The following is a 25,190-nucleotide window of genomic DNA, read 5'->3' as shown; positions in this document are numbered from 1 at the left end:
CAGTTTTCAGTCTCAGTCGCAATACCAGTGAAGTTTAGTTCAAACTGCTAACTGAGACTGTGACTGAAAACTAATAAAAAAATCATCCAAGCCATTTAATTAAAGCTTCTTCTACTGTTCCTTTCATGATTGGTTTCGAAATATAATCATCCATTCCAGCAGAAATACATTTGTTTCTTTCATCTTTTTCTGCGCCAGCGGTAACAGCAATAATTGGAATATCTCGACCTTTTCTAGTGTTTCTAATTGCTTTTGCGGTTTCGTAACCATTCATAATAGGCATTTGAATGTCCATGAAAACAATCGTTGGATTGATTTGTTCGAATTGTTGGATCGCTTCATATCCGTTTTCGCACTCGTATATGAAAGCATTATTATAAAGGTTTTTAATAATTGTTTTAAGAAGAAGCATATTTACTTTGTTGTCTTCCACAATCAAAAATGTAATATTGTTTTCATTTGGTTCTAAGTCTTCAGAATCCAGTTCGATATTTAAACTTTTAAGTTCAGCATTGTATTTGTCGTTAATGCTTTGGTGACTGGTTTTTAAATTTAAATCAAAGAAAAAAGTACTTCCTTCGTCGATTTTACTTTCAAGTTGCAAACGGCTTTCCATTAAAGCGAGTAGCTGATTTGAAATAGTTAAACCTAAACCTGTACCTCCAAATTTTCTTGTTGTTGAACTATCTTCCTGAGAAAACGCTTTGAAAATTTTCTTTTGATTTTTTTCTAAAATACCAATTCCAGTATCTATTACTGCAAATCGAATTAAGCAATTATTATTTTTCTTCTTTTCTAAAACTGAAACATTTAATTTAATTGAACCTTCGCTTGTAAATTTGACTGCATTTGAAAGCAGATTGATCAAAATTTGTTTAAGTCGCACAATATCTGTCCAAATATATTTAGGTACGTCAGGATCAATATTTAGTTCGAGACTTAATTTCTTTTGATTGGATTCGTAAACAATTAAGTCGAAGACCTGTGCAAGAATTTTTTTAATATCATAAAGATCAATAAAGAGTTCTAGTTTTCCAGCTTCAATTTTAGAGAAATCCAAGATGTCATTTATAATTTCAAGCAGCGAATGGGCCGATTGATTAATAGTCGTCATATATTTTTCCTGAATCTCTTCTAAATCGGTTTTCATAAGCAAATGCGTGAAGCCTATAATTCCGTTGAGTGGAGTTCTGATTTCGTGAGACATATTTGCCAAGAAATCAGATTTTGATTTGTTGGCAGCTTCGGCCAATTGCTTAGCTTTTATGGCGTCTTCAATTTCTTTTTTGTTTGTGATATCAAAGTAAATTCCGCCGACAAATTCGATTTCATCATCTCTCTTAATTACGTCTCCAAATTCTTCTATCCAAATGAACTCGCCGGATTTGCGTCTAATGCGATATACATTATGCAAAGGCATTCCTTTTTGTAAATTATCAATCTGGTTATTGATGACTTCTTCTTTGTCATCAGGATGAATTAACGAAAGAAAAGAGAGATTATTTTCGATAAATTCAGATTTCGAATATCCAGTTAGATTTAAAACTTCGTCATTTAAGAAGATTTTAGTTGAAAAAGCATCAAATTTGGACAAATAAACCGTTCCAGGAATATTGTTTGCGATTAATTTGAATTTTTCTTCACTTTCTAATATTTTGCTCTCATTTCGATTTCTTTCTAAGGCAGAAGAAATGTTATTAGCTAATACCTGAAAAATATTGATTTCATCTTCAGACCATTTTTTCTCTTTCGTACAATCATCAAAACCAATAAAACCAGTAAAAATATCGTTGATGTAAAGCGGTAAAATTAGAATTGATTTTATTTCATTGTCAATCAAAAGTGTTTTAAAAAAGCCTTCTTTTAAATTTTTAGTTAATGTATTTAAGATTTTTTTCTGTGATGCCGCTTCGTAAATTTCCTTTAAATTTTCTTCGGTCATATGTCTCAGCGGCGTGATTTGATGAACAACACCTTCACGAGACCATTTGTATTTTTGACTGACCGTATTATAAATTGGGTCTTTTTCATAATAATACATATGATCCACTTTTGCAGCTTTTCCGATGATATTGTACGTTTCTTGAAACATTTGATGCGTCGTTTTGCTCAACAGGAATTTTTCGGTACAAGAAGAAAGTGCAGATAAAAGCTGACTTTTAAATTCTAATTTTCTTTCTGCTTCCAAACGCATTTGAGATGAAATTGCAAGTGAAATCACATCAGAAATAGTTCTCGCATAATTGATGTCTTCATTGTCCCATTCGCGTTTTTGCTCGGTACTTTCAAAACAAACTACTCCAGCCAATTGCCCGCTCAAGAAAATAGGAACATCTAGCATTGACTTAATATTGTTTTTTGTAAAGTAAAGTCTTTGAAATTCAGATGTTTCTAATTTATTGAATACGTCTGGAGCATTGATAATGGCTTTGTTGCTTAACGTTTCAAAATAAATAGGATAAGATTCTTTGTTTAAAATGTTTTTATCGCTTAAGCTTTGATTATCAAGGCTAAAAAGATTTTTACAGGTAATTAAATCTCTGTGATATTTCCAGAAACTTACGCGATTGGCATGACTAATTGTAGATGCTTCTTTAAGAATTAAATCAATTACAGTATTAAGCTTGTCGTATCTGCTGAAATCGGTAGTTGATAATTTTTTTGTCGAATTATTATAAGCTTCGATTTTTTTGAGACGTCTTTTTTTCTCGTTTTCAATATTCTTTTTTTCAGTAATGTCCCTTGCAATTCCAGAGAATCCAGCCGTTAAGCCTGAATCGTTTTTACGAACAATAGTCTTTTGTGAAATCCATATTTCTTCTCCGTTTTTCTTTAAAATAGGAATTTCAATTACTGGATAATTGTTCTCATTCACCACAAGATTTTTGTAAAAATCTCTAGCACTTTTGATGTGATGTTCGTGAATAAAATTGGAGTAATGTTTTTTGATAATTTCATTTTCTTCGTAACCAAGAATTGCAATTCCAAATTCGTTTATGAAAGTAAAATGGCCTTCAGCATCAATTTCGAAAATAATATCGGTTGCCGTTTGAATTAGATTTTTGTATTGATCCTGAACAAGAATTTGCTCTGTAACATCTTGCCCGATGCTAATAATTAAATCCTCTGAAAATTTTTTGTCTTTCCATTGAATGTATTTGTAATCACCATTTACAGTTTTTAATTTTCTAATGTAAAGTTTGTTTTCATGATTTTTGACAGGATTTAATTTTTTTGCAAATTCAGAATCTTGAGTTAATTCCCAGAATTTTAATCCCATAACTTGTTCGGGCTGATAACCTAAGATAGGAATTATGGTTTCGCTGCAAAACAGTATTTCTCCTTTTTGATTGGATGCAATTGTTAATGAATTTCCTTTATGAACAATTTCGCTTGCAAACCTAAAATTGTCACGATTATTTAATAAAACGGCATATTTTACCTGATTTATAATGAAAATAAGAATACAGAAATTTATTAGTAAAATCGAAGATTTTATGGGAATGAGCTGAAAAGCTACCGTAACAATTAAAAAAGTAAAAGTTAGAGCAACAAAGAACCAATATATTTTGATTGGTTTAAGTATGCTGTACGAAAAGAAAAAAGAAATTAGAAAAACAATAATCGGGACAACATCACTGGCTAGGGCTACAATATTGTAGGCGACATAGCTCATGTAAATGAAAAAACAGAAAATAAAAATCTGCTGAATATGATCTCGGAGCCACTTTACTTTATCGGTAATTGCATAAATAATAAGTACAGATATACCAATAGAAACATTTAGAACTAAAAGACTTTTAGGCCTAATTTTGAAGATTTCGTTGATGATTTCAATCAGAATTACTGCAATTCCAAAAAATAAAATATACAGCTGATATTCTCTGCTTATGGTATCTTGTTCTTTCTTTTTTTCGATGAAATAACCAATTTTAGCTTTAATTCTAAAAAACTGATAAACTAACAGCGAAAGAAATGCAAAGAGCGATAATCCTAATACAATAAGTTTAGAATTATTATAAAAAATAATGTCCGAATTAAACACATACCAACCAGTCATGATTGATTCAAAGGCGTTTCCAGAATAGGAAATTCCCGAAATAACCGATTTGAAAAAACTATAGTCTGCGGCCATAGAATTTGGGGTATGTTGGTTTAGTAAATAGCTTTTTGAAAATTCTTAAAAGAAGTGGTTAGGTTCTCTGAAATTAAGAATTTTCTATTTTAATCTACATTGTATTTTCCAATTGAATCAATTGAATCTTCATCTTCTGATTCTGTTCCAAAAATCGCAAAATAAGTTGCATAAATCATAGAACTATTGAATACAACAGTAAAAATAACTCCTACACAGCAGGCAATAAAACCTACCATAGAGCCAATAAAACCTATGATAAAAAATGCAAATATGTTAAGCGGATTTTTAGTAACAATAATAATACTTGATTTTATAGCATCGATAGCTCTCAGGTTTCCGAAAACGATCAAAGGAATTGATAAAAACATGAAATAAGAAACCATAAAAGAAATTACATTCCCTACAAATACAATGTTTAAACTCTCAATCAAATTGGCAAGCGCTGTTCCTAAAAGGGCAGGAATAAAAGCCGCAACGAAAATCTGTCCAAAATAAGGAGATGTATAATAAGTAAAAATAGTTGAAACATTAAATTCAACATCTTTATCTGCAGAATCTGCCATTTTCAAAAAACCTGCGCCAAATGGAGCCGTGATTCCTGCAAGTACAGAAACAGAAACGGTTTGAATTACAAGTTCAATTGCAGTAAATTGTTGATTTTCGAAGTTCTCAATAAAATCTTTAGTCATAACCTGAACACCATAAAAAGCGACCGCTACTCCAATAATAGCGATACAAGCAATAATAGAAAAGACTAAGATAATGAGTCCAGAATAAAGCGCTATTTTTTTATAGTTTTCGAAGGCATGATTAAAAACAGTAGCAAAATCAAGGGAATAGCCATTTTTTTTGATCTCCTCAATTTGGTTAAGTGTCGATTTCATTTTTGCGTAAAGTTGTTTTATAGACTTGTAATATTTGATAAGTATCTTGACGTAAATATAATATTTTTAATCAATTCCGTATCAAAATCTATAAAACATTGCGAAATGTTTTTAACTGATTTAAAGCCAGTCTAAAATTCGTTTTATCGAAGCTAATTTGTCTTTGTATGGCGCATAACGCATAGGTAAATCAAGCCAATTTCCTTTTTTTACAATTGGTTTGTGATGAGAAAAAGTATCGAAGCTGCGTTTACCGTGATAAGCGCCGATTCCGCTGTGTCCAACACCGCCAAAAGGCAGTCTATTATTAGAAAAATGAACAACTGTATCGTTGATACACCCACCTCCAAAAGAGTATTTTGAAATTAATTTCTTGGCAAATGAATTATTTTCGCTAAAAATGTAAAATGAAAGAGGTTTCTCATAACGGCTTACGACCTTTTCTATGTCATTTTCGTTTTCATAAACTAGAATTGGCAGGATCGGTCCAAAAATTTCTTCTTTCATAACAGCGCTATCCAAATCAGGCTCTTCAAGAAGAGTTGGAGCAATATAAAGTTTATTGGCATCACTTTCTCCTCCAAATATAATATGCTCATTTTGAATCATATTGGTTAATCGATACCAATTTTTTGTATTTATAATTCTCGCAAAATCAGGCGATTTGTCTATCTTTTTTCCGTAGGCTTTTATGATTTCTTCTATTAAATAAGAAATAAAATTAACCTTCATGTTTTTCTGAATCAGAATATAATCTGGTGCAATGCAAGTTTGGCCTGCGTTGATAAACTTTCCCCAGACAATACGTTTAGCAGCCAGTTTTAAATTGGCGGTTTCATCAACAATGCATGGATTTTTTCCGCCTAATTCTAAAGTTACGGGAGTTAAATTTTCGGCTGCGGCTTTAGCAACGATTTTGCCGACAGCGACACTTCCGGTGAAAAAGATGTAATCCCAGCGTTTTTCCAATAATTTATTAGAGACTTCTACACCACCTTCAAATACTTCTACATGATTGATGTGAAAAGTTTTTTCTATGATTTTAGCAATTATCGCCGATGTGTGCGGAGTAAGTTCAGACGGTTTTAAAACCACTCGGTTTCCAGCAGCAACGGCAGCAACAAGCGGACATAAAGCAAGTTGAAAAGGATAGTTCCAAGGAGCAATAATTAAGACATCGCCGTAAGGCTCTTTATGAATATAATCGGAAGAAGGAAAATTAAGAATCGATGGGAAAACACGTTTTGGCTTCGTCCATTTATTGATGTTTTTAATAACATCTTTAAGTTCCGAAATAACGTAATTTGTTTCGGTTAAAACAGCTTCAAACTCTGGTTTTTTAAAGTCATCGTACAAAGCTTTTACAATCAAATCTTCGCTTTTCTGAATATTATACAATAACTTTTTTAGAGTTTCTTTTCGATATCCGATGTCGCTTTTAAAGTCCATTTTTCGATTAGCTTGTTTTTTACTCCATGCAAGTTAATCGATAAAATTTAAAAAATTAACAATTAAATCATAAAAATCATACAGCATTCCAAATAGGATCGTCTGGAGTAGGGGCAATAATTGTAATGTTTTCTTTTGAAACAGGATGTACAAAAGTTAGTTTTCTAGCATGAAGATGAATTCCGCCATCTGGATTGCTTCGGTCTGCGCCGTATTTTAAATCACCTTTAATTGGTGATCCAATTGCAGTTAGCTGAGCACGAATTTGATGATGACGCCCTGTATGTAAATTGATTTCCAACGCCGTATAATTTTGAAGTTCTTTAATTATAGTATAATCCAAACTCGCTAATTTGCTATCTGGAACTTCTTTTAAATTTGCTTTTGAAGTATTATTTTTTTCGTTTCTTTTTAAGTAATGAACCAATTTAGCTTTTGCTTCTTTTGGTTTATTTTTTACAACAGCCCAATACGTTTTTTTAGTTTCACGATTACTAAACAACTCATTCATTCGAGATAAAGCTTTGCTAGTTCGGGCAAAAACCACAATTCCAGTTGTAGGTCGATCCAAACGATGAATTACGCCTAAAAAAACATCTCCAGGTTTATTGTACTTTTCTTTAATGTATTCTTTCACAATATCAGAAAGAGGTTTGTCACCTGTTTTATCTCCTTGTACAATATCGCCCACACGTTTGTTAACCACAATAATGTGATTGTCTTCGTGAAGAATTTGCAAATTATTTTTATCAGATAGTATTTTCAAAGTCAATCAATTAGTTTGATGAAATTTGGCTAAAGCCTATAATATGTCTTAAAAATAAACCTCCAGCTAAAGCTGGAGGCAATTGAATTGTAAAACCTTTGAACCTCTGTCGCTTTGCCACTTTGAAACTAAAAGAAAACTTAGTGCCTTAGAGTCTTAGCAACTTAGAACCTCAAAAATTAATATTGTTCTTTTTCGTTAGGGAAATCACTAGACTTAACATCTGCAGCATATTGTCCAATAGCTTTTGTCATTTCTTCGTAAAGATTTAAGTAACGACGTAAGAAACGCGGACTAAATTCGTTATTCATTCCTAACATATCGTGAATTACTAAAACTTGACCGTCAACACCTCCGCCAGCACCAATTCCGATTACTGGAATAGAAATGCTATCTGCTACTTTTTTAGCAAGAGCTGCAGGAATTTTTTCTAAAACCACTGCAAAACATCCTACTTTTTCAAGCATTTGAGCATCTTCGATCAATTTTTCAGCTTCTTCTTCTTCTTTTGCACGAACACTGTAAGTTCCAAATTTGTAGATAGATTGAGGCGTTAAACCTAAATGTCCCATAACTGGAATTCCAGCATGTAATATTTTTTTGATTGATTCTTTAATTTCTTTTCCGCCTTCTAGTTTTACTGCGTGTCCACCGCTTTCTTTCATGATTCTGATAGAAGAACGCAAAGCTTCTTTAGGGTCAGATTGGTAACTTCCAAAAGGCAAGTCAACCACAACCAAAGCTCTTTCGACAGCACGAACTACAGACGAAGCATGATAGATCATTTGATCTAAAGTAATTGGAAGAGTCGTTTCGTGACCAGCCATTACGTTTGATGCCGAATCACCAACTAAAATTACATCAACACCCGCAGTGTCGACAATTTTCGCCATTGTATAATCATACGCAGTAAGCATAGAGATTTTTTCTCCGTTGCTTTTCATTTCAATTAATGACTTTGTTGTGATTCTTTTATAATCTTTTTTTGCTACTGACATTTTATTGTTTTTTTGATATTGTAAAAGTATTGAATAATTGTAAAATGGGAATCAGCAATAATAGAATATTTCGACAGAATATATTTTTCCGTTCTTAAATTCTAAATGAAACTGACTGTCTTCCATTACTATAGTGTAATTATGAGGTGATTTTAGAGAAGCTTCGATATACGTTCCATATTTTTCTATGAAAGCTTTTTCAGACAGCGTATGATCTAAAATTGCGTTTGAGTTTAGAATGAATTTATTGTTTTCATTAATAAAGACTTTAATGATTTCGCCTTTATTTTGTTTTTCATCCACAGAAACTTCCAAGTCTGGATAGTAGTAAAATAAATCACTTAAATATATTCCGCATTCGTCTGAAATTTGATTTTTCTTGGTTGGATTTCCCATTATCTTAATCAGATCAGTCTGTGAAATAGTAACTGATTTTGTTTTAAAATCTTTTAAAGAATAATATGATTTCTGTGAAAATGCAATAATCTGTTCTGGTAATTTATGATTGGCTAAGCCTTTAGCTATAGCCATATTCAATTCGGTTTCAGTAATTAATTTTGGGTCGTTGATTTGTTTGACAACTTCATAATATCGCTGATAAGCAGGAATTAACGAAGAATAATCGCTGTTCCAGGCTAATTCTACAATTCGCTCACTTACTGTTTTTCGTTCAGTTAGATTGTTTGTGTCTAGTTTATCAAAATCTTTTAGTAAAGCATCAAAGTTAGGTCTTGGACCAAGAAATTTTCTTAGTGTATATTTTGCATATTCTTCTGTAAAACTACCGTTGATATTTACCCATTCATTTGGATTTAAAGGAATATAATTTACAGCAACAGGATCTCCAGTAAATTGGATTTCTCTAATTTTTGAATTTTTATCAGGTAAAGCTCTCGCTTTCAATCCGGCTGCGAGAATAAAAAGATGATTTCCGCCATAATAAGCATCACCGCCTTCAATAATTGGATTTTTAGAATCTTTAGTTTTCACATCTTTTGCATTCAAACTTTTGGCTACAAATTTCTCTTGAACATATCCTTCGTTCAAATTATCAGCTTGTATTTTGTACCAGCCGTTTTGATTTTCAGACAATAATCGAACTTCTGCGCCATATTTAAAATAGCCTAAGAAATCAGCAGATGAATTTGGTGAAATATAAAGCCTTGTGTCTGAATTTAGAAAATAACGTTCTTGAGAATGTAGTAGAACTGAGCAGAAAAAAAGTAAAAAGGAAAGTTTTTTCATGAAAGTGATGTTGTTTTTTTAGCCACAGATTAAAAGGATTTATACAGATTTTTTATTTTAATCTGCCAAATCTGTGTAAAAAAATCATTTTAATTCTTTTTAATCTGTGGCAAACAAATATTTAACAATCTGCCATATTTACAGCAATTGCAAGTCCGCCTTCTGAGGTTTCTTTGTATTTTGAGTTCATATCTTTTGCTGTTTCCCACATAGTGTTGATCACTTTGTCTAACGGAACTTTAGCATTTTTAGAATCTGTTTCTAAAGCCAATTCAGCCGCGTTTATTGCTTTAATGGCTCCCATAGTATTTCTTTCGATACACGGAATCTGAACCAAACCACCAATTGGATCGCAAGTTAAACCTAAATGATGTTCCATCGCAATTTCGGCAGCCATTAAAACTTGAGCAGGAGTTCCGCCCATTAATTCGCATAAAGCTGCAGCGGCCATTGAAGACGAAACGCCAATTTCTGCCTGACATCCGCCCATTGCTGCAGAAATAGTAGAACCTTTTTTGAAGATACTTCCAATTTCGCCCGCAACCATCAAAAATTGCTTGATTTCTTTTTCGCCTGCATTGTGGTTTTCAATCACCATATAATACATTAAAACGGCAGGAATTACACCAGAACTTCCATTGGTTGGAGCAGTAACAACACGGCCTAAAGATGCATTTACTTCGTTCACGGCAAGTGCAAAACAGCTAACCCACTTTAAGATTTGGCGAAATTTAACTTCGGTTTTTCTAATTTCTTCCAGCCAGCTTTGCGGATCGGTATAATTAGATAATCCTATTAAGTTTTGATGCATATCAAAAGCTCTTCTTCGAACATGAAGTCCGCCAGGAAGAATTCCTTCAGAATGACAGCCAATGTACATGCATTCCAGCATCGTGTGCCAAATACGCATTAATTCTGAATGCACTTCTGCTTCAGGACGCATCGAAATTTCATTTTCATACACAATTTCTGAAATCGATTTGTTCTCCGTAACTGTATAATTCAATAGTTCAGCTGCATTTTGAATTGGATAAGGAAATGCACATTTTATAACTTCTTTCAGTTTAGCATTTGTGCGTTCTTCTTTTACCACAAATCCGCCTCCGATAGAATAAAAAGTAGATTCATATTCAGAATCATCAGATTTATAAGCAGTAAATTTCAATCCATTTGCATGGAAAGGAAGAAAATCTTTATTGAAAACAATGTCTTGAAGAAAAAAGAACGGAATCACTTTTTGGTTACCCAAATTGATTTCGCTAGTAGTTTCGATTTTTTTAATAATTCCTGCAATATCCTCAACTGGGATATATTCAGGATCTTGTCCGCTCAATCCAAGCATTACGGCAAGATCTGTTGCGTGACCCTTTCCAGTCAAAGAAAGCGAACCGTATAAATCGACTTTTACTCTCGTAATGTCATCTAAAATTGCTTCATCTTTCAACTCTTCCAGAAAGCGTTCGGCAGCGCGCCAAGGTCCTAAAGTATGTGAGCTAGAGGGACCAACGCCAATTTTAAGCATATCAAAAACTGAGATACATTCTTCCATTGTTCGTTTTTTGTTAAGACAAAGATAATTGAATAATGCAATCATGATTCATATTTGAATGTTAATCTTGCGTATTTGTTAAAAAAAATATTAAATTTTAATAATTCGGCAACGAAATAAATTTAAATCCTTAATATGCGGTTTACGTAAAAAGTTCGCGTTTTTTAGGTATTTTTGTAAAGAATGATTAGCGCAAAAAAACGCAATCTTTATATTAATACTCTTGGATTTTTGTTTTAATTCTGAAATGTCTTTTTACAAATATTAATACCACAAGAAGATAAAATTACCCTATGATAGAATTTTTCAGACATCTATTACAAGAATTCGAATTACCACTAAGCAATCCAGTATTGATTTTTTCTTTAATACTTTTTATAATTCTGCTTTCGCCAATTTTACTTAAAAAGATTAATATTCCTGGAATTATCGGACTTATTATTTCTGGAGTTATCATTGGTCCACACGGATTAAATATTCTGGCAAAAAACTCTGCTGTAGATTTGTTTTCAACAATTGGACTTTTGTATATCATGTTTATTGCAGGTTTAGAATTGGATATGAATGAGTTTAAGGCCAACAGAAATAAAAGTTTATTATTTGGCTTTTTCACGTTTATTCTACCGCTTTCAATCGGATTTCCAGTTTGTTTTTATTTATTGAAATATGATTTTAATGCCAGTTTCTTAACCGCAAGTATGTTTGCGACGCACACGCTTGTAGCATATCCGATTGTAAGTAAATTGGGAATTGCTAAAAATCAAGCCGTTGCAATTACTGTCGGTGGAACTATTTTGACCGATACAGCCGTTTTAATTATTCTAGCTGTCATTATGGGAAGCAGTCAAGGAAATTTAAATCAAGCTTTTTGGATTAAATTGTTTATCTCATTGGCAATTTTTTCTGCCATAATGTTTATGATTATTCCGCGCGTAGCAAAATGGTTTTTCAAGAAACTAGAAAGTGAAAAACACGCCCATTATATTTTTGTACTTTCTGTAGTTTTCTTTGCAGCCTTTTTGGCAGAAGTGGCAGGAGTGGAGCCTATTATTGGAGCTTTCGTTGCAGGTTTGGCATTAAATCCATTGATTCCGCATTCTTCTGCTTTGATGAATAGAATTGAGTTTATCGGAAATTCGTTATTTATTCCGTTTTTCTTGATTTCTGTGGGAATGTTAGTTGATGTAAGCGTTATTTTAAGCGGACCAACGGCTTTAATTGTGGCAGGAACTTTAAGTGTCGTGGCCATATTTGGAAAATGGATTGCTGCATTTTTTACTCAAATTGTTTTTAAATACACCAGAACCGAAAGGCAACTTATTTTTGGATTGAGCAGTGCGCACGCCGCGGCAACTTTGGCTGTAATTTTGGTTGGATACAAAGCTAAAATTTTAGATGAAAATATCTTAAACGGAACTATTATCCTGATTCTGATTACGTGTATTGTAGCTTCATTTGCAACAGAAAAAGCGGCAAAGAAAATTGCCATTTGCGAAGAAGAAATTTCACATGAAGACACAGAAAAAGATCAGATTTTAGATGAACATATTTTAATTCCCCTGGCAAAATCTTCTGCTGCAGCAAGTTTGTTGGATTTTGCACTTTTGATAAAAGATAAAAAGTCGTCTAATCCGGTTACTTTACTAACGATTGTTCCGAATAACAATCAGGCTGAAAAGAACATTTTGAAGTACAGAAAAGCAGTTGATAAATTTGTAATTCAAGGTTCGGCTTCTGAAGTGAAAATTAATACTATTGCGAGAATCGACCATAATCCTGCAAGTGGAATTGCCAGAACTTCAAAAGAAATCATGTCAGATATTGTGATTGTGGGCTGGCCTAGAAAGACTGGATTTATTGATAAAATCTTTGGAGAAAATGTTGATTCGATTATTAATAATGTCGATAAGAGTTTGTTTATCTGCAGGTTTCAAAAGAATTTTATTGAAGAAAAAAGACTGGTATTTATCTGTCCGCCATTTTCAGAAAGAGGAATTGGTTTTCATTTATTAATGCAGAAAGTAAGCCGTTTGTCTCAGGAATTAAGTGTGCCTGTTGTAATTCATGCTGAGGAAAAAACCTTTCATGCAATTCAGCAGATAGCTTCATATTTAAAATTAAACAGCAAATTTGGATTTAAAAATGTTTCCGATTGGGAAGATTTTGAACTTATTACAGAAGAAATAAAACCAACTGATTTAGTGGTCTTTAATTTGTCTCGAAAAGGCTCTGTTTCTTATCAATCTATCTTTGATAAATTGCCACAGAAGTTCGAAAAAACTTTTAGTGAGAACAATGTGATTTTGGTTTATCCGCATGATGATCGTAAAGAAAGTTCAATGGACGCTTACGAAGATTTTACATCATCGCCTTTAGCAAAAGGTATTGAAGCTATAGAACAAATTGGACGTGGTTTGGGAAGTATTTTGAAGAAAGGATAAATGTTTAGTTTTATGAAAAGCTATAAAACGTTTTTATTTTCTGCTTTTTGCATCTTTTTTCTAAGTTGTAATAAAAATAAAATAGAAGAATCAAAGCCAGATTCTCAAACGAAAAACAGTATTGCATCGAAGAAAAAAGAAATAGCCGAAAACTTTGATGAATTCAATAAAAAGTTTCATTCTGATTCTCTTTTTCAAGTTTCGAGAGTTGATTTTCCTATTGAAGGAAAACACGTTTCTGGTTTTGAACAATACAATTGGACGAGGAAGAATTGGCAGTTTCAGGCTGTTTCAGTTGCTGAGAAAACTGAAATAGGAGAATATGAGCATTCTTTAGTAAAAACAGATACTTTGGTCACAGAAAAATTTTGGATTCCGAACAGTGGTTTTGAAGTAGAAAGACAATTTAAACTGATAAACAACAAATGGTTTTTAATTTATTATAACGACATCAATTTATAGTAAAATGGAAAAGAATATAAAATCAATTAGACCTTTTATTGGTTCTAAAAATTTCGAAGTTTCGAGAAGTTTTTACAGAGATTTAGGATTTGAAGAAACCGTTTTGGAAGCAAAAATGTCTGTATTTAAAACAGAAGAAATCGCTTTTTATCTTCAAGATTATTACGATAAAAACTGGATCGAAAATACCATGATTTTTGTCGAAGTTGAAAATGTTGAACTTTATTACAGCGAACTTTTAGCTTTAAATCTTCCTCAAAAATATGAAGGAGTAAAATTAACTCCGATAAAATATTTGGATTGGGGAAGCGAATGTTTTCTGCACGATCCGTCAGGAGTTTTATGGCATTTTGGGAAATTCAAATAAAGCTTAGATTCTCTTTTCGCAACGAATTTTCACGAATTATTTTTTTATTCACTTCAATAAAATTAGTGGAAATTTGTGAAATTAGTGGCAAGCAAAAAAATCATCTCAAACCAAAATCTCCCAAAACTTTCGTTGTATTTTTACGCTGATACCAATCATTGTAAACTAATTCTAAATTTTTGACGTCGAATTCACCGAAATCATAATCACGGAATTTTTCTGCAATTTCAATTAATTTCTTCGGATTTTGAAGTTTTTCCTGAAAGCGCATGATAGTAGAATGTGCTGCAGAAATTGTATATCGGCTATCTATACTTTGCTGTAATCCTGAATTTTTGAAATTCTCACGAAGTCTGTTTCGTAAATTATTTAAAGTTTCATCGCTCGGAAATCCTTGAATCATTAAAGCTGAAGGAGAAGCAGTTATTCCTTTAAAATGAATTTTTATTTTATCTACATCAACCAAACTTCTGCAGATTATTTCGATATATTCATTTGGCGAAATTTGATTTAATGTGAAATTTTCCGAACAAGAAATAATCGATATTACCGTAATATGAATATCTGAATCTGGATAAAAATATTGCTCTGGTTCTGCTTTTTTTAATTCGTTAATGAAAGTTTGAATATTAGCTTTAATTTCATCATTTGGACGAATAAGAAGCGTAATTCCAAAACGAGAATCAGATTCGTTTTTAAGTTCAGTATCTATAGCATATTTTCCTGTCGAAATCGCTTCAGAAGAAGTTTTATAAAGTTGGTTGTAATGTTCGGTTAAATTCATTTGTATATTTATTTCTTTTTTGCTTTTTCCAGATTTTCTTTAACTCTAAATTTGACAATTTCAGCAATCAAATCGTAAGGCATTGGGTCTTTTAAAGGAAATTGAACAGAACCTTTTCCGGATTTGTATTTTGAAAGTCTTTCAGCAAAAGCTTCATGTCCAGAAGGCAGAGCATAAAGTCCGATATGGTTTTTAAAAGCAGCAAAATAAACTACAATTCCATTTTGTTCAAAAGCCGGCATCGAATAACTGATTTTTTCCTTAGAATCTGGCGCCGCTTTCTGAATTGTCATTCGAACTTTCTCTAAAATCTCCTGAACATCATTCGGAAATCCGCCAATGTATTCGTCTATATTTTCGGTTTTTTTTACTTCCATAACTTTTAGTTTTTCGTTTAAAGTTTCAGGTTGTCTTTCTTTGCGGTTAATGTTTTGAAACGCAGAGCTCGCAAAGATTTTACGCAGAGTTCGATGAGATATTTTAATTATAAGCAAAGCTTTGTGAACGTTCCATTTTTAATGATTTTCAAAAAACTTTGTGATCTTTGCGTAAAATCTTTGCGAGCTCTTCGCTACAAAATAATACGCTTTTTCCGCAGTTAAAATCACCACTAAGCAAGTCCTTTAGGAAAGCGATCTAAAACTAAATTCAATCGTAAATTATGTTCTAAATAAGCTTTTGCTCCGGCCAGAACCAAAGTAAAACCTTCGGTTGAATTTCGAACCTGATCGATTATTTTATCTGTATCACCATGAAAACCAGAATTAGTAATACTCACAAAAGTTTCATTTTCGTTTAATGGACTAAAAATCCATTCGACAAGAGTAATTTCGTCTGGATTTCCCCATTCGATCACAATCTTTTTATTTTCCTGCAAAACAACCGTTTTAACAGAAAGCGAAAAACCATACATTTCCCAAGTCCATTCCGTTTTCTGATTTTCTTCTAATTTTCCTGATCCTTTTGTAAACCAGAAATTACTAGTTATCTGCGGATCAATAAAAGCCTTGAAAACTTCTGAAACAGGTTTTCTAATCAGCATTTCGGCCTTTGCAAATTTGTTGTTTTCTGTTTTCATTTTTTTTGAGGTTAGAAGTTGTTTGTTAAAGTTAGAAGGAAATGTAAATATAACTCTAAATTTTTTACTTCTAACTCTTCATTTTCAATTCATAACGAATGATTTTGAATTTATAATTCAGAATTTACAACTCTTCTTTATTAATCCATTTTACAACAGTTGGCGCGATATAGTTTTTCATTTTATACAGAAGATCTTCAATAGTTTCACCAACGATTAACATTTGTTGGTATTCACTTTTTAAGAAACCTTTTTCAACCATAATTTTAGTTAGTTGGATTAAAGAATCGTAAAAGCCGTTTATGTTAAGAATTGCAATAGGTTTCTTATGTAGACCCAATTGTTCCCAAGTCAGCATTTCAAAAAGTTCTTCTAAAGTTCCAAAACTTCCTGGTAACGCAATTACGCCATCACATAATTCATTCATTTTAGTTTTTCTTTCGTGCATACTTTCTACCAAAATCAATTCGGTTAAACCTAAATGCGCAATTTCTTTTGATCTCAGAAAGTTTGGAAGAACGCCAATTACTTTTCCTCCAGCATTTAAAGCTCCGTCTGCAACAGCGCCCATTAAACCTACATTTGCACCGCCGTAAACTAATTCTATATTTTGCTCAGCTAAAGTTTTTCCAACTAGACCCGCTTGTTCTTCGTAAATTTTTTCTGTACCAAAACTTGAAGCACAGAATACTGTTATTCTTTTCATTGTTTTATTTTTTTAAGAAGGGAAAGATGAAAGAAGCAAGACGATGTATTAAATTCAATATCTTTTCTCTTGCCTCTTTCTTCTTTCATTTATTCTTTTTTCTTCAACTCATATTCAAAATAAGGCACATCAGCACCATTAATAGTAAATGTCAGCTCATTGATTTTTTCTGCTCCAAGTTTTAAAACGGCTTTTTGAGAACGGAAATTTTCTGCTCCGATGTGAAAAAGTACCGAATCAACATACTGAAATGCATAATCGATCATTAATTTTTTGTTTGATTTATTGTATGGGCCTCCCCAATATTTTCTTGTAATAAAAGTGTAACCAATTCCCACATTCGATTTTTCGGGATTGTGATCGTAAAAACTCGTTGTTCCCATAATTTCGCCAGTTTGTTTATCGAGAATTAAGAACGGACTTTTTGTAATTATAATATTAAAAAAAGTTTTAAAACCTTCTTTTGTGTATCGATCCTTAGCTGGATTTTGTTCCCAAATCAAAGGATCGGAAGCGACTTCAAATAATGCTTCAAAATGATTTTCTTCTAGCGGAATTAACTTTGTAATTTCGTTTTCTAAGAAATCGGGCTGTAAATTGAAGTTTGATATTTGCATTTTATGGTTTGCTTTTTTTAGGATGGTTAATTCTGTCTATGTTGCAAAAGTAAGAATAGTATTGTTATTTAATAGTATGTTGGCCTAAAAAATTCTTAGACAAATATCAAATACACTTAATATGTACACAAGAGACATTTTCCATTTTAATCTGTTTTCCTACTTTTTTAAGTAATCCAGTTTTAAAATCTCTTTTAAAAACCACAACATTCCCAGTTTGTACATTTGATGCAACTAAAAATTTCCCGCTTTCGTCAATGGCAAAAATTCGTGGATGTTTTCCTAAAGTAGATTGATAACCAATGTTTTTAAGAAATCCATTTTCATCAATAGAGAAAATAGCAATATTATTTTCCTTGCCGCGATTGGTGGCGTAAAGAAATTTTCCGTCAGGAGAAATATGAATATCCGAGCTTTCAAAGCCTTCTTTTATTTTATCCGGATGCGTTGCAATGCGCTGAATTTTATTCAAAACACCATTTTCAAAATTGTAAACGCTTATTTGTCCTGCCATTTCTTCTATACAATATCCCCATTTTTGATTTGGATGAAAAGTAAAATGTCTCGGTCCAGCTTCTAAATCGGTTTTTGTAAATGGATTTTTAGTTTCTACTAAAGGCTTTTTCACATTTTCATCAAATGCATAACAGCGAATTTTATCGGCGCCTAAATCGGGTAAAAACAAATAATCGCATTGTGGAGAAAATACTGCAGAGTGTACGTGAGATCTGGTTTGTCTTTCTTTATTTACACTTCCATCCATGTATTGAAAATTCTGTGCAATCGAATCGATTTTTCCATTTTCTAAAATTGGAAAAACCGAAACGCTTCCTTCAGTATAATTGGCATTGGCAAGCCATTTTCCATTTTTATGAACAGAAACATAAACTGGGTTTTCACCGCCACTTCGCTGACTATTCAAAAAAGTCAATGTTTTTGACGATGTATTAAATTCAAAACTGCTCACGCTTCCCGCATTTGGAGTTTTGGTATCCGTGCATGCGTAAACATATTTTCCATTTGGAGAAACCGTTAAATAGGAGGGATTGACAACATTTTTAACCGAAGTAAATTTGGTCAATTTTCCGCTCAAAGTATCCAATTGATAAACCTGAATGGCTTCTGCCGTTTTATCTCGATTGTAAGATCCTAAAAAGACGTAAGTATTCTGAGAAAAAATGTTAGATGTTACGAGCAATAAAAGCGCTAGAAAGGATATTTTGTTTTTCACGGTTTTGAGTTTGTTTCAAGTTTTCAGTCTCAGTCTCAGGTTTCATTATTAACCATTAATAATTTACAATTAAAGAACTCCTTCCCACCATTGTTTAAACTCTTGTTTATCATTTTTCAATTCAACAGCTTCACCAATCATTGGAGTAATTAAAGAAATCGGATTTTCAGACAAACTATTCAATTCTGTTACTTTTTTCAAAGGTTCGTCCCAAGAATGAAGAGACAATGAAAACTTAGAAGAGTGCACAGGGAATACTCTTTTTGCTTTCAAATCTTTCATGGCTTTTATCACATCTTCGGGCATATTATGAATGTATTTCCATTTCTCATTGTATTGGCCGTTATCAAGTAAAGCGATGTCAAATGGACCATATTTTTCTCCGATTTCAGTAAAATGAGAATCGTAACCGCTGTCGCCACCCAAATACATTTTAAAATCTTTAGTTTCCAAAACAAAAGAAGTCCAAAGTGTGTTACATCTTTTAAAACTTCTGCCAGAAAAATGTCTTGAAGGCGTTGTGTGAATCGTCAGATTTTCATCTAATTGGATCCTGCTGTACCAATCTTTTTCGATAATATTTTCTGATGGAAATCCCCAAAACTCAAAATGCGAACCAACTCCGAGAGCCGTGATGATTTTTTTAGTTTTGGGTTTTAATTTTAAAATCGTATCATAATCTAAATGATCATAATGATCGTGCGTGATCAATAAATAATCAATTTCTGGAAGATCTTCAACTGAATAAATATCAGAGCCTTTAAATGATTTTGTTGTGCCAGGAATAGGAGAGGCGTTTCCGCTGAAAACAGGATCGATTAAAAATCGTTTTCCTTCCAACTGAATAAAATAAGACGAATGTCCAAACCAAACTAAAATATCTTGATCGAGAGGAAGTTCGTGTAAATTGGTTTTTATTGACGGAATCAAATCGGTTGGCGTTTTTCTTTCTACTTTTTTGAAGAAAAATTCAAACAAAACTCCCGCCATACTTTCTCCTTCTGCAAGGTCGGGTGTAAAAGATTGATTTTCGAATTTTCCGTTTTTATATTGAGGCGAATTTTGAATCAAAGTTAGTCTTTCGCCAGAAGGAGCTTTTCCGAATTTTGGATGCTGAAGAAATCTGTAAATGGCAAATAATATTAAAAATACTAGAATTAAGAATGTAATCATTTTATTTTGAGGGATATAAATTTTGAGTGTATTGAATAGAAAGCAAAATTATCTTTTTTAAGATTTCGATATCAACATCAGCTAATTTTTTGATGTAAATGCAGGCTTTCGACGAAGTATGTTTTCCTAATTTCGATAAAAGTTCTTCTCTTTTTTCTTCTGGCAAATAGAAATAAACGGTCAATGCGGCTTTTCTTGGTGAAAATCCGGCTAATGGTGCATCACCTTCATGTCCGCTGTCATATTTATAATGATAACTTCCAAATCCAATAATGCTTGGTCCCCACATTTTGGGTTCAAAACCTGATGTTTCCTGTATTATTTTTAGAAGTTCAAAAGCATCGTTTCTTTTAACTTCATTTTCGACAGCGTTAATAAAATCAGTAACACTGCCTTGAGTTTCTGTAGTTTTATTTTTTGCCATTTTGTTTATTTTTTACTTAATAAATCACTTTTTAAAAGGATGTTTTTGATTTTGAATTCAGAAGCATAAAACAAATTAGAATCTTCCGGCATTTGATTTTCTGAAACAATCAGGCTCACATCACTTTCTGGGAAATACAAATTTACGGCAGAAAATCCGTCACCTAAACCTGTATGTCCAAGATATTTAACTGATTCTTCTTCTACAATTCGAATTCCGTATCCATAAGGTTGTTTTTCTTTTCCAAAGAAATTATGCTGAGATAAAATGGTGTTTTTAGTTAATAACTGATATGATTCGGGGTTTAATATTTTTCCTTTATGAAGATTATTGTTCCAAATAGCTAGATCAGAAACGGTTGAAATAATGCCGTCTGCACCTAAACTTTCATCTGTGATTTGTCTTGAAGTATCAGGTTCCAACTGATTTTTTACATTATAATAACCCGTTGCCAGATTTTGCTCTTTATCTTTAGAATAACAAAAAGTGTGATTCATTTTTAATTTCTTAAAAAGCGATTCAGCAACATCTCTATAACTTTTTTTAGAGCTGAATTCGACAATTTTTGCAACTAGATTAAAACTGAGATTTCCGTATTTAAAATCGGTTCCAGGTTTAAAAGCCAATGGTTTTTGTAAATCGATAATTCCGTGAGAATGATTTAAAAGTTGATGAACCGTTACTGAATCAGCCCAAGTTTGATTTAGTTCTGGCAGATATTTTTTGATTGGCGCATTCAAATCGACTTTTCCTTTTTCGACTTCCAATAAAATTAAAACGGCAGCAATTAATTTACTGTTGGACATGATTTCAAATTGGGTATCCATTTTTAAAGGTATTTTGGTTTCGAAATTCGAAAGACCTTCAACTTTTGAATACAGCGCTTTCCCATTTTTAGAAATTAAAACTACACCAGTAAATTTTGGGTTTGAGTTTTGAATTATACTATCAATACTTTTTTTATAATCCTCTTTTTTCTGAGCTGATGAATTGCAAGAAGCAAAAATTAAAACTAAGAGTAAAGAGATTTTGGCGATGAAGTTCATTGGTTTTTAATGGTGAATTGTTAATTATGAATTGTAAAATGTTGCGAATGCGTTTATCTGTTGTTTATAGATTTAGTTTTTGAATTAATAATTTACCATTAACAATTCACAATTAACTAAAACATTCCATTTTCATTAATAGAATCTTTAGGAACTGGCTGGCCTAAATCCCAAAGTTCTATGATTTTATCCGATTCGAATTTGAGAATATGCACAACTGCAAAACCTACGTCTACAGGAGTTTGTTTGAGATGCGAATGCACCGCAACTAAATTCCCGTCTTCTAAAATATGATGGATTTTAAAAATCTTATTCGGATTTGTTCTGGCAGATTCTTCCATAGCAAGCATTAAAGTGTCTGCATCACCTTTGAAATAGGCATTGTGATGTTTGAAATTCTTTCCGACATATAATCGAAAACCTTCATGAGGATGTCCTTTTGCTGCCAATTTCAGGAAGTTTTTAGCGATTTCTTTCTTAGTCATAATTCCAGATTTAAAAACAAACTAAGTTATGAAATTAAGTGCTAAAAATTTTGTAGAAAAGGCTTGGAATTTTATAAAATTAAATGGCTTCCGATTTAATTTTTGAAAGATCTAAACCTAATTTGGTAAACTCTTTTTCGCCTAATTCAGTTATATAAAAATGCTTTTCTTCAGGACTATTTTTGGCAATCCATTTTTTATCGGCAAATGTTTCCAAAAGAAGTTCGCCCAATTTGCCACCGATATGCTCGTAGCATTTTTTTGCTGGTTTTATTGTTGTTTTATCGCCCATTTGTTTTCTTTTTTACAGCAATTCTAGAAGCTAAATAAGCCATTGGAATATAAGCGAAAATTAAATCGACAAAACCAAACCAAATTGGCGATGGCAGTGTAAACATGGTCACAATACCGCCAAATAAAAAGAAAGCTCCAATACCAAAAGCTAATTTTGTTTTATGATGAATTGCGGTTAAAGCTGTCGTTAATGCGCCAGCAAAAGTTCCTAATGCGTGGGCTAAAAATGGAAAAAGAAAATGCTTTGGCTCAAATAAATGCATTGATGCTTTTAAGCCTTCAGTAGTAGTAACGTCTGCACCATTTGGCGCTGGAATTATAGAACCACTAATTAAAATGATGCTCATATTGACAACGCTTCCGATAACAAGACCTGCAATTACGGCCAAAGTATTTCTTAAAAATGGATTCATAGCTTTCGTTTTAATTACTATAACGAAAGTAAGAAAATTATTCTTTTGATGATAATGCTCTTTCTGTTTCTATTTGAGGTTTTCCAGTTGCATTAGGCAGTCCTTTTCCAGTTTCAATTAGTTTTTTCAAACTGTTCTCGATATAATTGGTCCAGCCCGCTTTGCAAACTTCAAAACATTCGTATTCTGGCACTAAACCAACGTGTGTAAAAGTGAGCTTGGTTTTGTTGTCTTCATTCGAAATATCAAAAATCGCAGTTGTATTAGTCCATTCCGTATCGTCTTTGGTAAAACTGAAATAATTTTCTTCAATCAGCCAGACGATTTTCTGATTTGGAATGACTTCAATCAATTTTATTTTACAGCGGTGAACGTCTTCATAATGGTATTTAAATTCGTCTCTTTCGTTTGCTGTTTTTCCTTCAATTTCTTCAGACCACCAGCCACGAACATTTTGTATGGCTTTGAAAACTTCTTCTGGCGATTGATTGACAATTATTGTTGTGGTAAAATCTTGACTTTTCATAATTAATTGATTTTTAAATTAGTAAAGTAAATTTACAATCTAAAAATTAATTAGTTAAGGTATTTTAAAGACAATTTTAAGGTACTTTTCGGACAGAATTAATGTGCTAAGTTATTCTCCTAAAAAAAGATAAGCGGAACTTAAAATTAAGCCAAGTAAGATTATGACACTTAATATAGAAATAAAAAAAACTCTCCATCCGCCAAAAGTGCTTCCGCCATTATCCATGTGCTTTTGAATTTCTTTTTCTTGGTAGGTATGAATTAGATAAGAAGCTACACCTGAATAAATTACAGGGAAAATAATTGTTGGGAAGTTTTCAGGAAGATTGAAAGCAATAGCGATAATAACGATCGTAAAAGCTCCAGTAATAAGCCAAGTATTTCTAGCTTTTTCAGATTCGTTAAATGCTTTGAAATTTTCTGCGATGCAATATCCAGCAACCAGCGGACCTCCAAAAAAAGTTGCGGTGCTTATTGCTTTTTTAGAATAAATTTTCTCGGTTGGAATTTCTTCAAAAACTGATTTTTCTGTTGTATCGTCTTGTATCATTTGAAGTTAGTTTATATTTAGGGATTATTTTATTGCTTTAATTTTTTCAGGAATTTGATTAATCAGTTGAAAATGTTTTGCCATTACGTTTTCGAGTTCCAAAGTTCCGCCTAGAATAATCATTTCCTTTTGAATGAAACGTTTTCCAAGTCGGTCTTCGAGCATTATTTTTTCCATGCTTTGGGCAATTTCAATTTCGTTAAGAAAATCATTCGGATGGCCAGCTGTACAAATTACAAGTCCTAGTGGAATGGTTTTCATTTTTCTTGAATTTTCATTTTGCCCGTAAGCATATCCAACAGAATAAACACGATCGAACCAGCCTTTTAATTTTGCAGGACAATCGCTCCACCAAACGGGATAAAGGAAAATAATGCAGTCTGCTTTTTCTATTTTTTCTTGTTCGCTCAAAACATCTTGCAGAATCGGAAGTTGAGTTTTTGCAAAACCTTCACGTTCATATTCTGCTTCAGACATATCACTTTCGAAATTGGAAGCATACAAATCTGAGATTTCGATATTCCAATTTTCATTAGCCAAAACAGATTTTAATCTTTCCAAAACTTGAAAAGTGTATGACTTTTTACTGGGATGCGAGTAAACAATTAAAATATTCATTTTTAGACTTTTTAGATTTCTAATCGTTTCAAAGTTTAAATCAGTTCTGTACGAAAATACAAATTAAATCGAAATGAAATTATTCTTCCGAAAATTCTAAAATATCACCAGGCTGGCAATCCAAAACTTTGCAAATTGCTTCGAGCGTGCTGAAACGAATGGCTTTTGCTTTTCCGGTTTTTAGAATGGAAAGATTTGATAAAGTTAAATCTACTTTTTCTGAAAGTTCATTTAATGACATTTTTCTTTTTGCCATCATGACGTCTAAGTTTACTATAATAGGCATAATGTTTCGTTTAAATAGTTAAGTCAATTTCAGATTGAATTTCGATTCCTCTTTTAAAAATCTGTCCAATTACAAACATTATAATTGCCATAAAAATCCAGATGCTGTGACCTTCAAGATTTAGAGATTCTAAAGTCGGGAGTTTTACGCCATTTGAAGCTAGCCAATTATTGAATTTGAAAGCCCAAAAAGAAAACAATCCGATTCCGAAAGCCAAGTAAGAAAGATTAGAAATAAAACGTCCCATTTCGGCAGTGAAAGGCTGAGCAATGTCTAATTTTTTGTAATGCAGCATTTTTACAATAAAATAAAACATAATTGCTTTTAGTATTGCTACAATACTGATAAAACAAATTTCTTGAATGTAATAAGTGGGACTATAATTGTACAAATCAAGTAAATCAAGAAAACGTGCATTGTATGAATTTATAGTCATTGTATAAATTCCGTTGAAAAGATACATACCAGCTTCTACGCATAAGCCAATAAAAATAATCCTTGATAAAATATTCAAAATTTTTAGGATCTGCGGTGTTCCAATTTTAATTTCCATTGTAATTAAGATTAAAAGTTATGCTGCTAAAATAATAAAAATTTATTGATAAACAATAAATAAATAGTTTTTATCAAAAAAAAAACTCCAACATTAAATTTGTTG

Annotated in this window: 27 protein-coding genes; 3 read left to right on the top strand and 24 right to left on the bottom strand. The window is 32.3% G+C overall.

The genetic code is table 11. From position 1 onward, the window contains the following. Positions 1-82: 82 nt before the first annotated feature. From OD917_RS00885 to OD917_RS00855, 7 genes are all read right to left on the bottom strand, one after another. A complete protein-coding gene (locus OD917_RS00885; RefSeq protein ID WP_263521667.1) occupies positions 83-4,135 on the bottom strand; it encodes a PAS domain S-box protein in 4,053 nt (1,350 codons plus the stop codon). An 89-nt stretch (positions 4,136-4,224) separates the two neighbouring features. Next, positions 4,225-5,022, bottom strand: coding sequence for a hypothetical protein (locus tag OD917_RS00880; protein WP_263521666.1), 798 nt, complete (start codon positions 5,020-5,022; stop codon positions 4,225-4,227). A gap of 120 nt (positions 5,023-5,142) precedes the next feature. After that, positions 5,143-6,471, bottom strand: a complete 1,329-nt coding sequence (locus OD917_RS00875; RefSeq protein WP_263521664.1) for an aldehyde dehydrogenase — start codon at positions 6,469-6,471, stop codon at positions 5,143-5,145. 76 nt (positions 6,472-6,547) lie between these two features. Beyond that, positions 6,548-7,237, bottom strand: a complete 690-nt coding sequence (locus OD917_RS00870; protein WP_263521663.1) for an RluA family pseudouridine synthase — start codon at positions 7,235-7,237, stop codon at positions 6,548-6,550. Positions 7,238-7,416: 179 nt separating this feature from the next. Beyond that, positions 7,417-8,235: a 3-methyl-2-oxobutanoate hydroxymethyltransferase gene (gene panB, locus OD917_RS00865; RefSeq protein WP_263521662.1), complete on the bottom strand. Its 819-nt coding sequence runs from the start codon at positions 8,233-8,235 to the stop codon at positions 7,417-7,419. A gap of 51 nt (positions 8,236-8,286) precedes the next feature. Beyond that, on the bottom strand, positions 8,287-9,480 hold the full coding sequence (locus OD917_RS00860; protein ID WP_263521661.1) for an SH3 domain-containing protein: 1,194 nt from the start codon (positions 9,478-9,480) through the stop codon (positions 8,287-8,289). 121 nt (positions 9,481-9,601) lie between these two features. Then, positions 9,602-11,029, bottom strand: a complete 1,428-nt coding sequence (locus OD917_RS00855) for an L-serine ammonia-lyase (RefSeq protein WP_263521660.1) — start codon at positions 11,027-11,029, stop codon at positions 9,602-9,604. 293 nt (positions 11,030-11,322) lie between these two features. Here OD917_RS00855 and OD917_RS00850 point away from each other — a divergent pair, with 293 nt between their 5' ends. From OD917_RS00850 to OD917_RS00840, 3 genes are read left to right on the top strand one after another with little or no spacing between them, the layout of a single operon-like run. Beyond that, positions 11,323-13,470, top strand: a complete 2,148-nt coding sequence (locus OD917_RS00850) for a cation:proton antiporter (protein WP_263521659.1) — start codon at positions 11,323-11,325, stop codon at positions 13,468-13,470. 12 nt (positions 13,471-13,482) lie between these two features. Next, positions 13,483-13,932, top strand: a complete 450-nt coding sequence (locus tag OD917_RS00845) for a hypothetical protein (RefSeq protein ID WP_263521658.1) — start codon at positions 13,483-13,485, stop codon at positions 13,930-13,932. Positions 13,933-13,936: 4 nt separating this feature from the next. After that, positions 13,937-14,299: a glyoxalase gene (locus OD917_RS00840; RefSeq protein WP_263521657.1), complete on the top strand. Its 363-nt coding sequence runs from the start codon at positions 13,937-13,939 to the stop codon at positions 14,297-14,299. A 100-nt stretch (positions 14,300-14,399) separates the two neighbouring features. Here OD917_RS00840 and OD917_RS00835 read toward each other — a convergent pair whose 3' ends face one another. From OD917_RS00835 to OD917_RS00755, 17 genes are all read right to left on the bottom strand, one after another. Beyond that, the gene (locus OD917_RS00835; protein WP_263521656.1) at positions 14,400-15,083 is read right to left on the bottom strand and encodes a 2'-5' RNA ligase family protein; all 684 of its coding nucleotides are present in this window, start codon (positions 15,081-15,083) and stop codon (positions 14,400-14,402) included. Between the two features lie 8 nt (positions 15,084-15,091). Continuing rightward, positions 15,092-15,460, bottom strand: a complete 369-nt coding sequence (locus OD917_RS00830) for an iron chaperone (protein ID WP_263521655.1) — start codon at positions 15,458-15,460, stop codon at positions 15,092-15,094. 233 nt (positions 15,461-15,693) lie between these two features. After that, positions 15,694-16,161: an SRPBCC family protein gene (locus tag OD917_RS00825; protein ID WP_263521654.1), complete on the bottom strand. Its 468-nt coding sequence runs from the start codon at positions 16,159-16,161 to the stop codon at positions 15,694-15,696. Positions 16,162-16,285: 124 nt separating this feature from the next. Continuing rightward, positions 16,286-16,867 (bottom strand): TIGR00730 family Rossman fold protein, encoded by a 582-nt coding sequence (locus OD917_RS00820; RefSeq protein ID WP_129745617.1) that lies wholly within the window; start codon positions 16,865-16,867, stop codon positions 16,286-16,288. Between the two features lie 89 nt (positions 16,868-16,956). Next, positions 16,957-17,484 (bottom strand): GNAT family N-acetyltransferase, encoded by a 528-nt coding sequence (locus OD917_RS00815; RefSeq protein WP_263521653.1) that lies wholly within the window; start codon positions 17,482-17,484, stop codon positions 16,957-16,959. Positions 17,485-17,590: 106 nt separating this feature from the next. Next, entirely contained in the window at positions 17,591-18,715 is a 1,125-nt protein-coding gene (locus OD917_RS00810) for a lactonase family protein (protein ID WP_263521652.1), read from the bottom strand. 69 nt (positions 18,716-18,784) lie between these two features. Continuing rightward, complete coding sequence (locus OD917_RS00805; RefSeq protein WP_263521651.1) at positions 18,785-19,888, bottom strand: MBL fold metallo-hydrolase; 1,104 nt, start codon at positions 19,886-19,888, stop codon at positions 18,785-18,787. A 1-nt stretch (position 19,889) separates the two neighbouring features. Continuing rightward, entirely contained in the window at positions 19,890-20,312 is a 423-nt protein-coding gene (locus OD917_RS00800; protein WP_263521650.1) for a DUF1801 domain-containing protein, read from the bottom strand. Positions 20,313-20,317: 5 nt separating this feature from the next. After that, positions 20,318-21,358, bottom strand: coding sequence for a serine hydrolase domain-containing protein (locus OD917_RS00795; protein ID WP_263521649.1), 1,041 nt, complete (start codon positions 21,356-21,358; stop codon positions 20,318-20,320). Positions 21,359-21,474: 116 nt separating this feature from the next. After that, complete coding sequence (locus OD917_RS00790) at positions 21,475-21,843, bottom strand: nuclear transport factor 2 family protein (protein ID WP_263521648.1); 369 nt, start codon at positions 21,841-21,843, stop codon at positions 21,475-21,477. A 79-nt stretch (positions 21,844-21,922) separates the two neighbouring features. Further along, positions 21,923-22,135 (bottom strand): ArsR family transcriptional regulator, encoded by a 213-nt coding sequence (locus tag OD917_RS00785; RefSeq protein ID WP_263521647.1) that lies wholly within the window; start codon positions 22,133-22,135, stop codon positions 21,923-21,925. Further along, positions 22,125-22,550 (bottom strand): hypothetical protein, encoded by a 426-nt coding sequence (locus OD917_RS00780; RefSeq protein ID WP_263521645.1) that lies wholly within the window; start codon positions 22,548-22,550, stop codon positions 22,125-22,127. The genes OD917_RS00785 and OD917_RS00780 overlap by 11 nt, the downstream gene beginning before the upstream one ends. A gap of 37 nt (positions 22,551-22,587) precedes the next feature. Then, the gene (locus OD917_RS00775; RefSeq protein WP_263521644.1) at positions 22,588-23,076 is read right to left on the bottom strand and encodes an SRPBCC family protein; all 489 of its coding nucleotides are present in this window, start codon (positions 23,074-23,076) and stop codon (positions 22,588-22,590) included. Positions 23,077-23,187: 111 nt separating this feature from the next. Then, the gene (locus OD917_RS00770; protein WP_263521643.1) at positions 23,188-23,628 is read right to left on the bottom strand and encodes a hypothetical protein; all 441 of its coding nucleotides are present in this window, start codon (positions 23,626-23,628) and stop codon (positions 23,188-23,190) included. A 24-nt stretch (positions 23,629-23,652) separates the two neighbouring features. Beyond that, positions 23,653-24,246, bottom strand: a complete 594-nt coding sequence (locus OD917_RS00765; RefSeq protein WP_263521642.1) for an NAD(P)H-dependent oxidoreductase — start codon at positions 24,244-24,246, stop codon at positions 23,653-23,655. 79 nt (positions 24,247-24,325) lie between these two features. Then, complete coding sequence (locus OD917_RS00760) at positions 24,326-24,532, bottom strand: helix-turn-helix domain-containing protein (RefSeq protein WP_057116634.1); 207 nt, start codon at positions 24,530-24,532, stop codon at positions 24,326-24,328. Between the two features lie 10 nt (positions 24,533-24,542). Then, positions 24,543-25,085 carry a DUF2975 domain-containing protein gene (locus tag OD917_RS00755; protein ID WP_263521641.1) on the bottom strand — a complete coding sequence of 181 codons (543 nt, stop codon included), beginning with the start codon at positions 25,083-25,085 and terminating at the stop codon, positions 24,543-24,545. Positions 25,086-25,190: the final 105 nt, after the last annotated feature.

This window comes from Flavobacterium sp. SH_e (genome assembly GCF_025717045.1).
Classification (GTDB): Bacteria; Bacteroidota; Bacteroidia; order Flavobacteriales; family Flavobacteriaceae; genus Flavobacterium.
Note: the sequence above shows the minus strand (reverse complement) of the source record. Positions and strands in the feature narration are given on the sequence as shown.

Excerpts from the sequence above, each read along its gene's own strand:
- OD917_RS00885 (WP_263521667.1), bottom strand. The coding sequence starts at position 4,135 with ATGGCCGCAGACTATAGTTTTTTCAAATCGGTTATTTCGGGAATTTCC.
- OD917_RS00880 (WP_263521666.1), bottom strand. The coding sequence starts at position 5,022 with ATGAAATCGACACTTAACCAAATTGAGGAGATCAAAAAAAATGGCTAT.
- OD917_RS00875 (WP_263521664.1), bottom strand. The coding sequence starts at position 6,471 with ATGGACTTTAAAAGCGACATCGGATATCGAAAAGAAACTCTAAAAAAG.
- panB (WP_263521662.1), bottom strand. The coding sequence starts at position 8,235 with ATGTCAGTAGCAAAAAAAGATTATAAAAGAATCACAACAAAGTCATTA.
- OD917_RS00860 (WP_263521661.1), bottom strand. The coding sequence starts at position 9,480 with ATGAAAAAACTTTCCTTTTTACTTTTTTTCTGCTCAGTTCTACTACAT.
- OD917_RS00855 (WP_263521660.1), bottom strand. The coding sequence starts at position 11,029 with ATGGAAGAATGTATCTCAGTTTTTGATATGCTTAAAATTGGCGTTGGT.
- OD917_RS00850 (WP_263521659.1), top strand. The coding sequence starts at position 11,323 with ATGATAGAATTTTTCAGACATCTATTACAAGAATTCGAATTACCACTA.
- OD917_RS00845 (WP_263521658.1), top strand. The coding sequence starts at position 13,483 with ATGAAAAGCTATAAAACGTTTTTATTTTCTGCTTTTTGCATCTTTTTT.
- OD917_RS00840 (WP_263521657.1), top strand. The coding sequence starts at position 13,937 with ATGGAAAAGAATATAAAATCAATTAGACCTTTTATTGGTTCTAAAAAT.
- OD917_RS00835 (WP_263521656.1), bottom strand. The coding sequence starts at position 15,083 with ATGAATTTAACCGAACATTACAACCAACTTTATAAAACTTCTTCTGAA.
- OD917_RS00830 (WP_263521655.1), bottom strand. The coding sequence starts at position 15,460 with ATGGAAGTAAAAAAAACCGAAAATATAGACGAATACATTGGCGGATTT.
- OD917_RS00825 (WP_263521654.1), bottom strand. The coding sequence starts at position 16,161 with ATGAAAACAGAAAACAACAAATTTGCAAAGGCCGAAATGCTGATTAGA.
- OD917_RS00820 (WP_129745617.1), bottom strand. The coding sequence starts at position 16,867 with ATGAAAAGAATAACAGTATTCTGTGCTTCAAGTTTTGGTACAGAAAAA.
- OD917_RS00815 (WP_263521653.1), bottom strand. The coding sequence starts at position 17,484 with ATGCAAATATCAAACTTCAATTTACAGCCCGATTTCTTAGAAAACGAA.
- OD917_RS00805 (WP_263521651.1), bottom strand. The coding sequence starts at position 19,888 with ATGATTACATTCTTAATTCTAGTATTTTTAATATTATTTGCCATTTAC.
- OD917_RS00800 (WP_263521650.1), bottom strand. The coding sequence starts at position 20,312 with ATGGCAAAAAATAAAACTACAGAAACTCAAGGCAGTGTTACTGATTTT.
- OD917_RS00795 (WP_263521649.1), bottom strand. The coding sequence starts at position 21,358 with ATGAACTTCATCGCCAAAATCTCTTTACTCTTAGTTTTAATTTTTGCT.
- OD917_RS00790 (WP_263521648.1), bottom strand. The coding sequence starts at position 21,843 with ATGACTAAGAAAGAAATCGCTAAAAACTTCCTGAAATTGGCAGCAAAA.
- OD917_RS00785 (WP_263521647.1), bottom strand. The coding sequence starts at position 22,135 with ATGGGCGATAAAACAACAATAAAACCAGCAAAAAAATGCTACGAGCAT.
- OD917_RS00780 (WP_263521645.1), bottom strand. The coding sequence starts at position 22,550 with ATGAATCCATTTTTAAGAAATACTTTGGCCGTAATTGCAGGTCTTGTT.
- OD917_RS00775 (WP_263521644.1), bottom strand. The coding sequence starts at position 23,076 with ATGAAAAGTCAAGATTTTACCACAACAATAATTGTCAATCAATCGCCA.
- OD917_RS00770 (WP_263521643.1), bottom strand. The coding sequence starts at position 23,628 with ATGATACAAGACGATACAACAGAAAAATCAGTTTTTGAAGAAATTCCA.
- OD917_RS00765 (WP_263521642.1), bottom strand. The coding sequence starts at position 24,246 with ATGAATATTTTAATTGTTTACTCGCATCCCAGTAAAAAGTCATACACT.
- OD917_RS00760 (WP_057116634.1), bottom strand. The coding sequence starts at position 24,532 with ATGCCTATTATAGTAAACTTAGACGTCATGATGGCAAAAAGAAAAATG.
- OD917_RS00755 (WP_263521641.1), bottom strand. The coding sequence starts at position 25,085 with ATGGAAATTAAAATTGGAACACCGCAGATCCTAAAAATTTTGAATATT.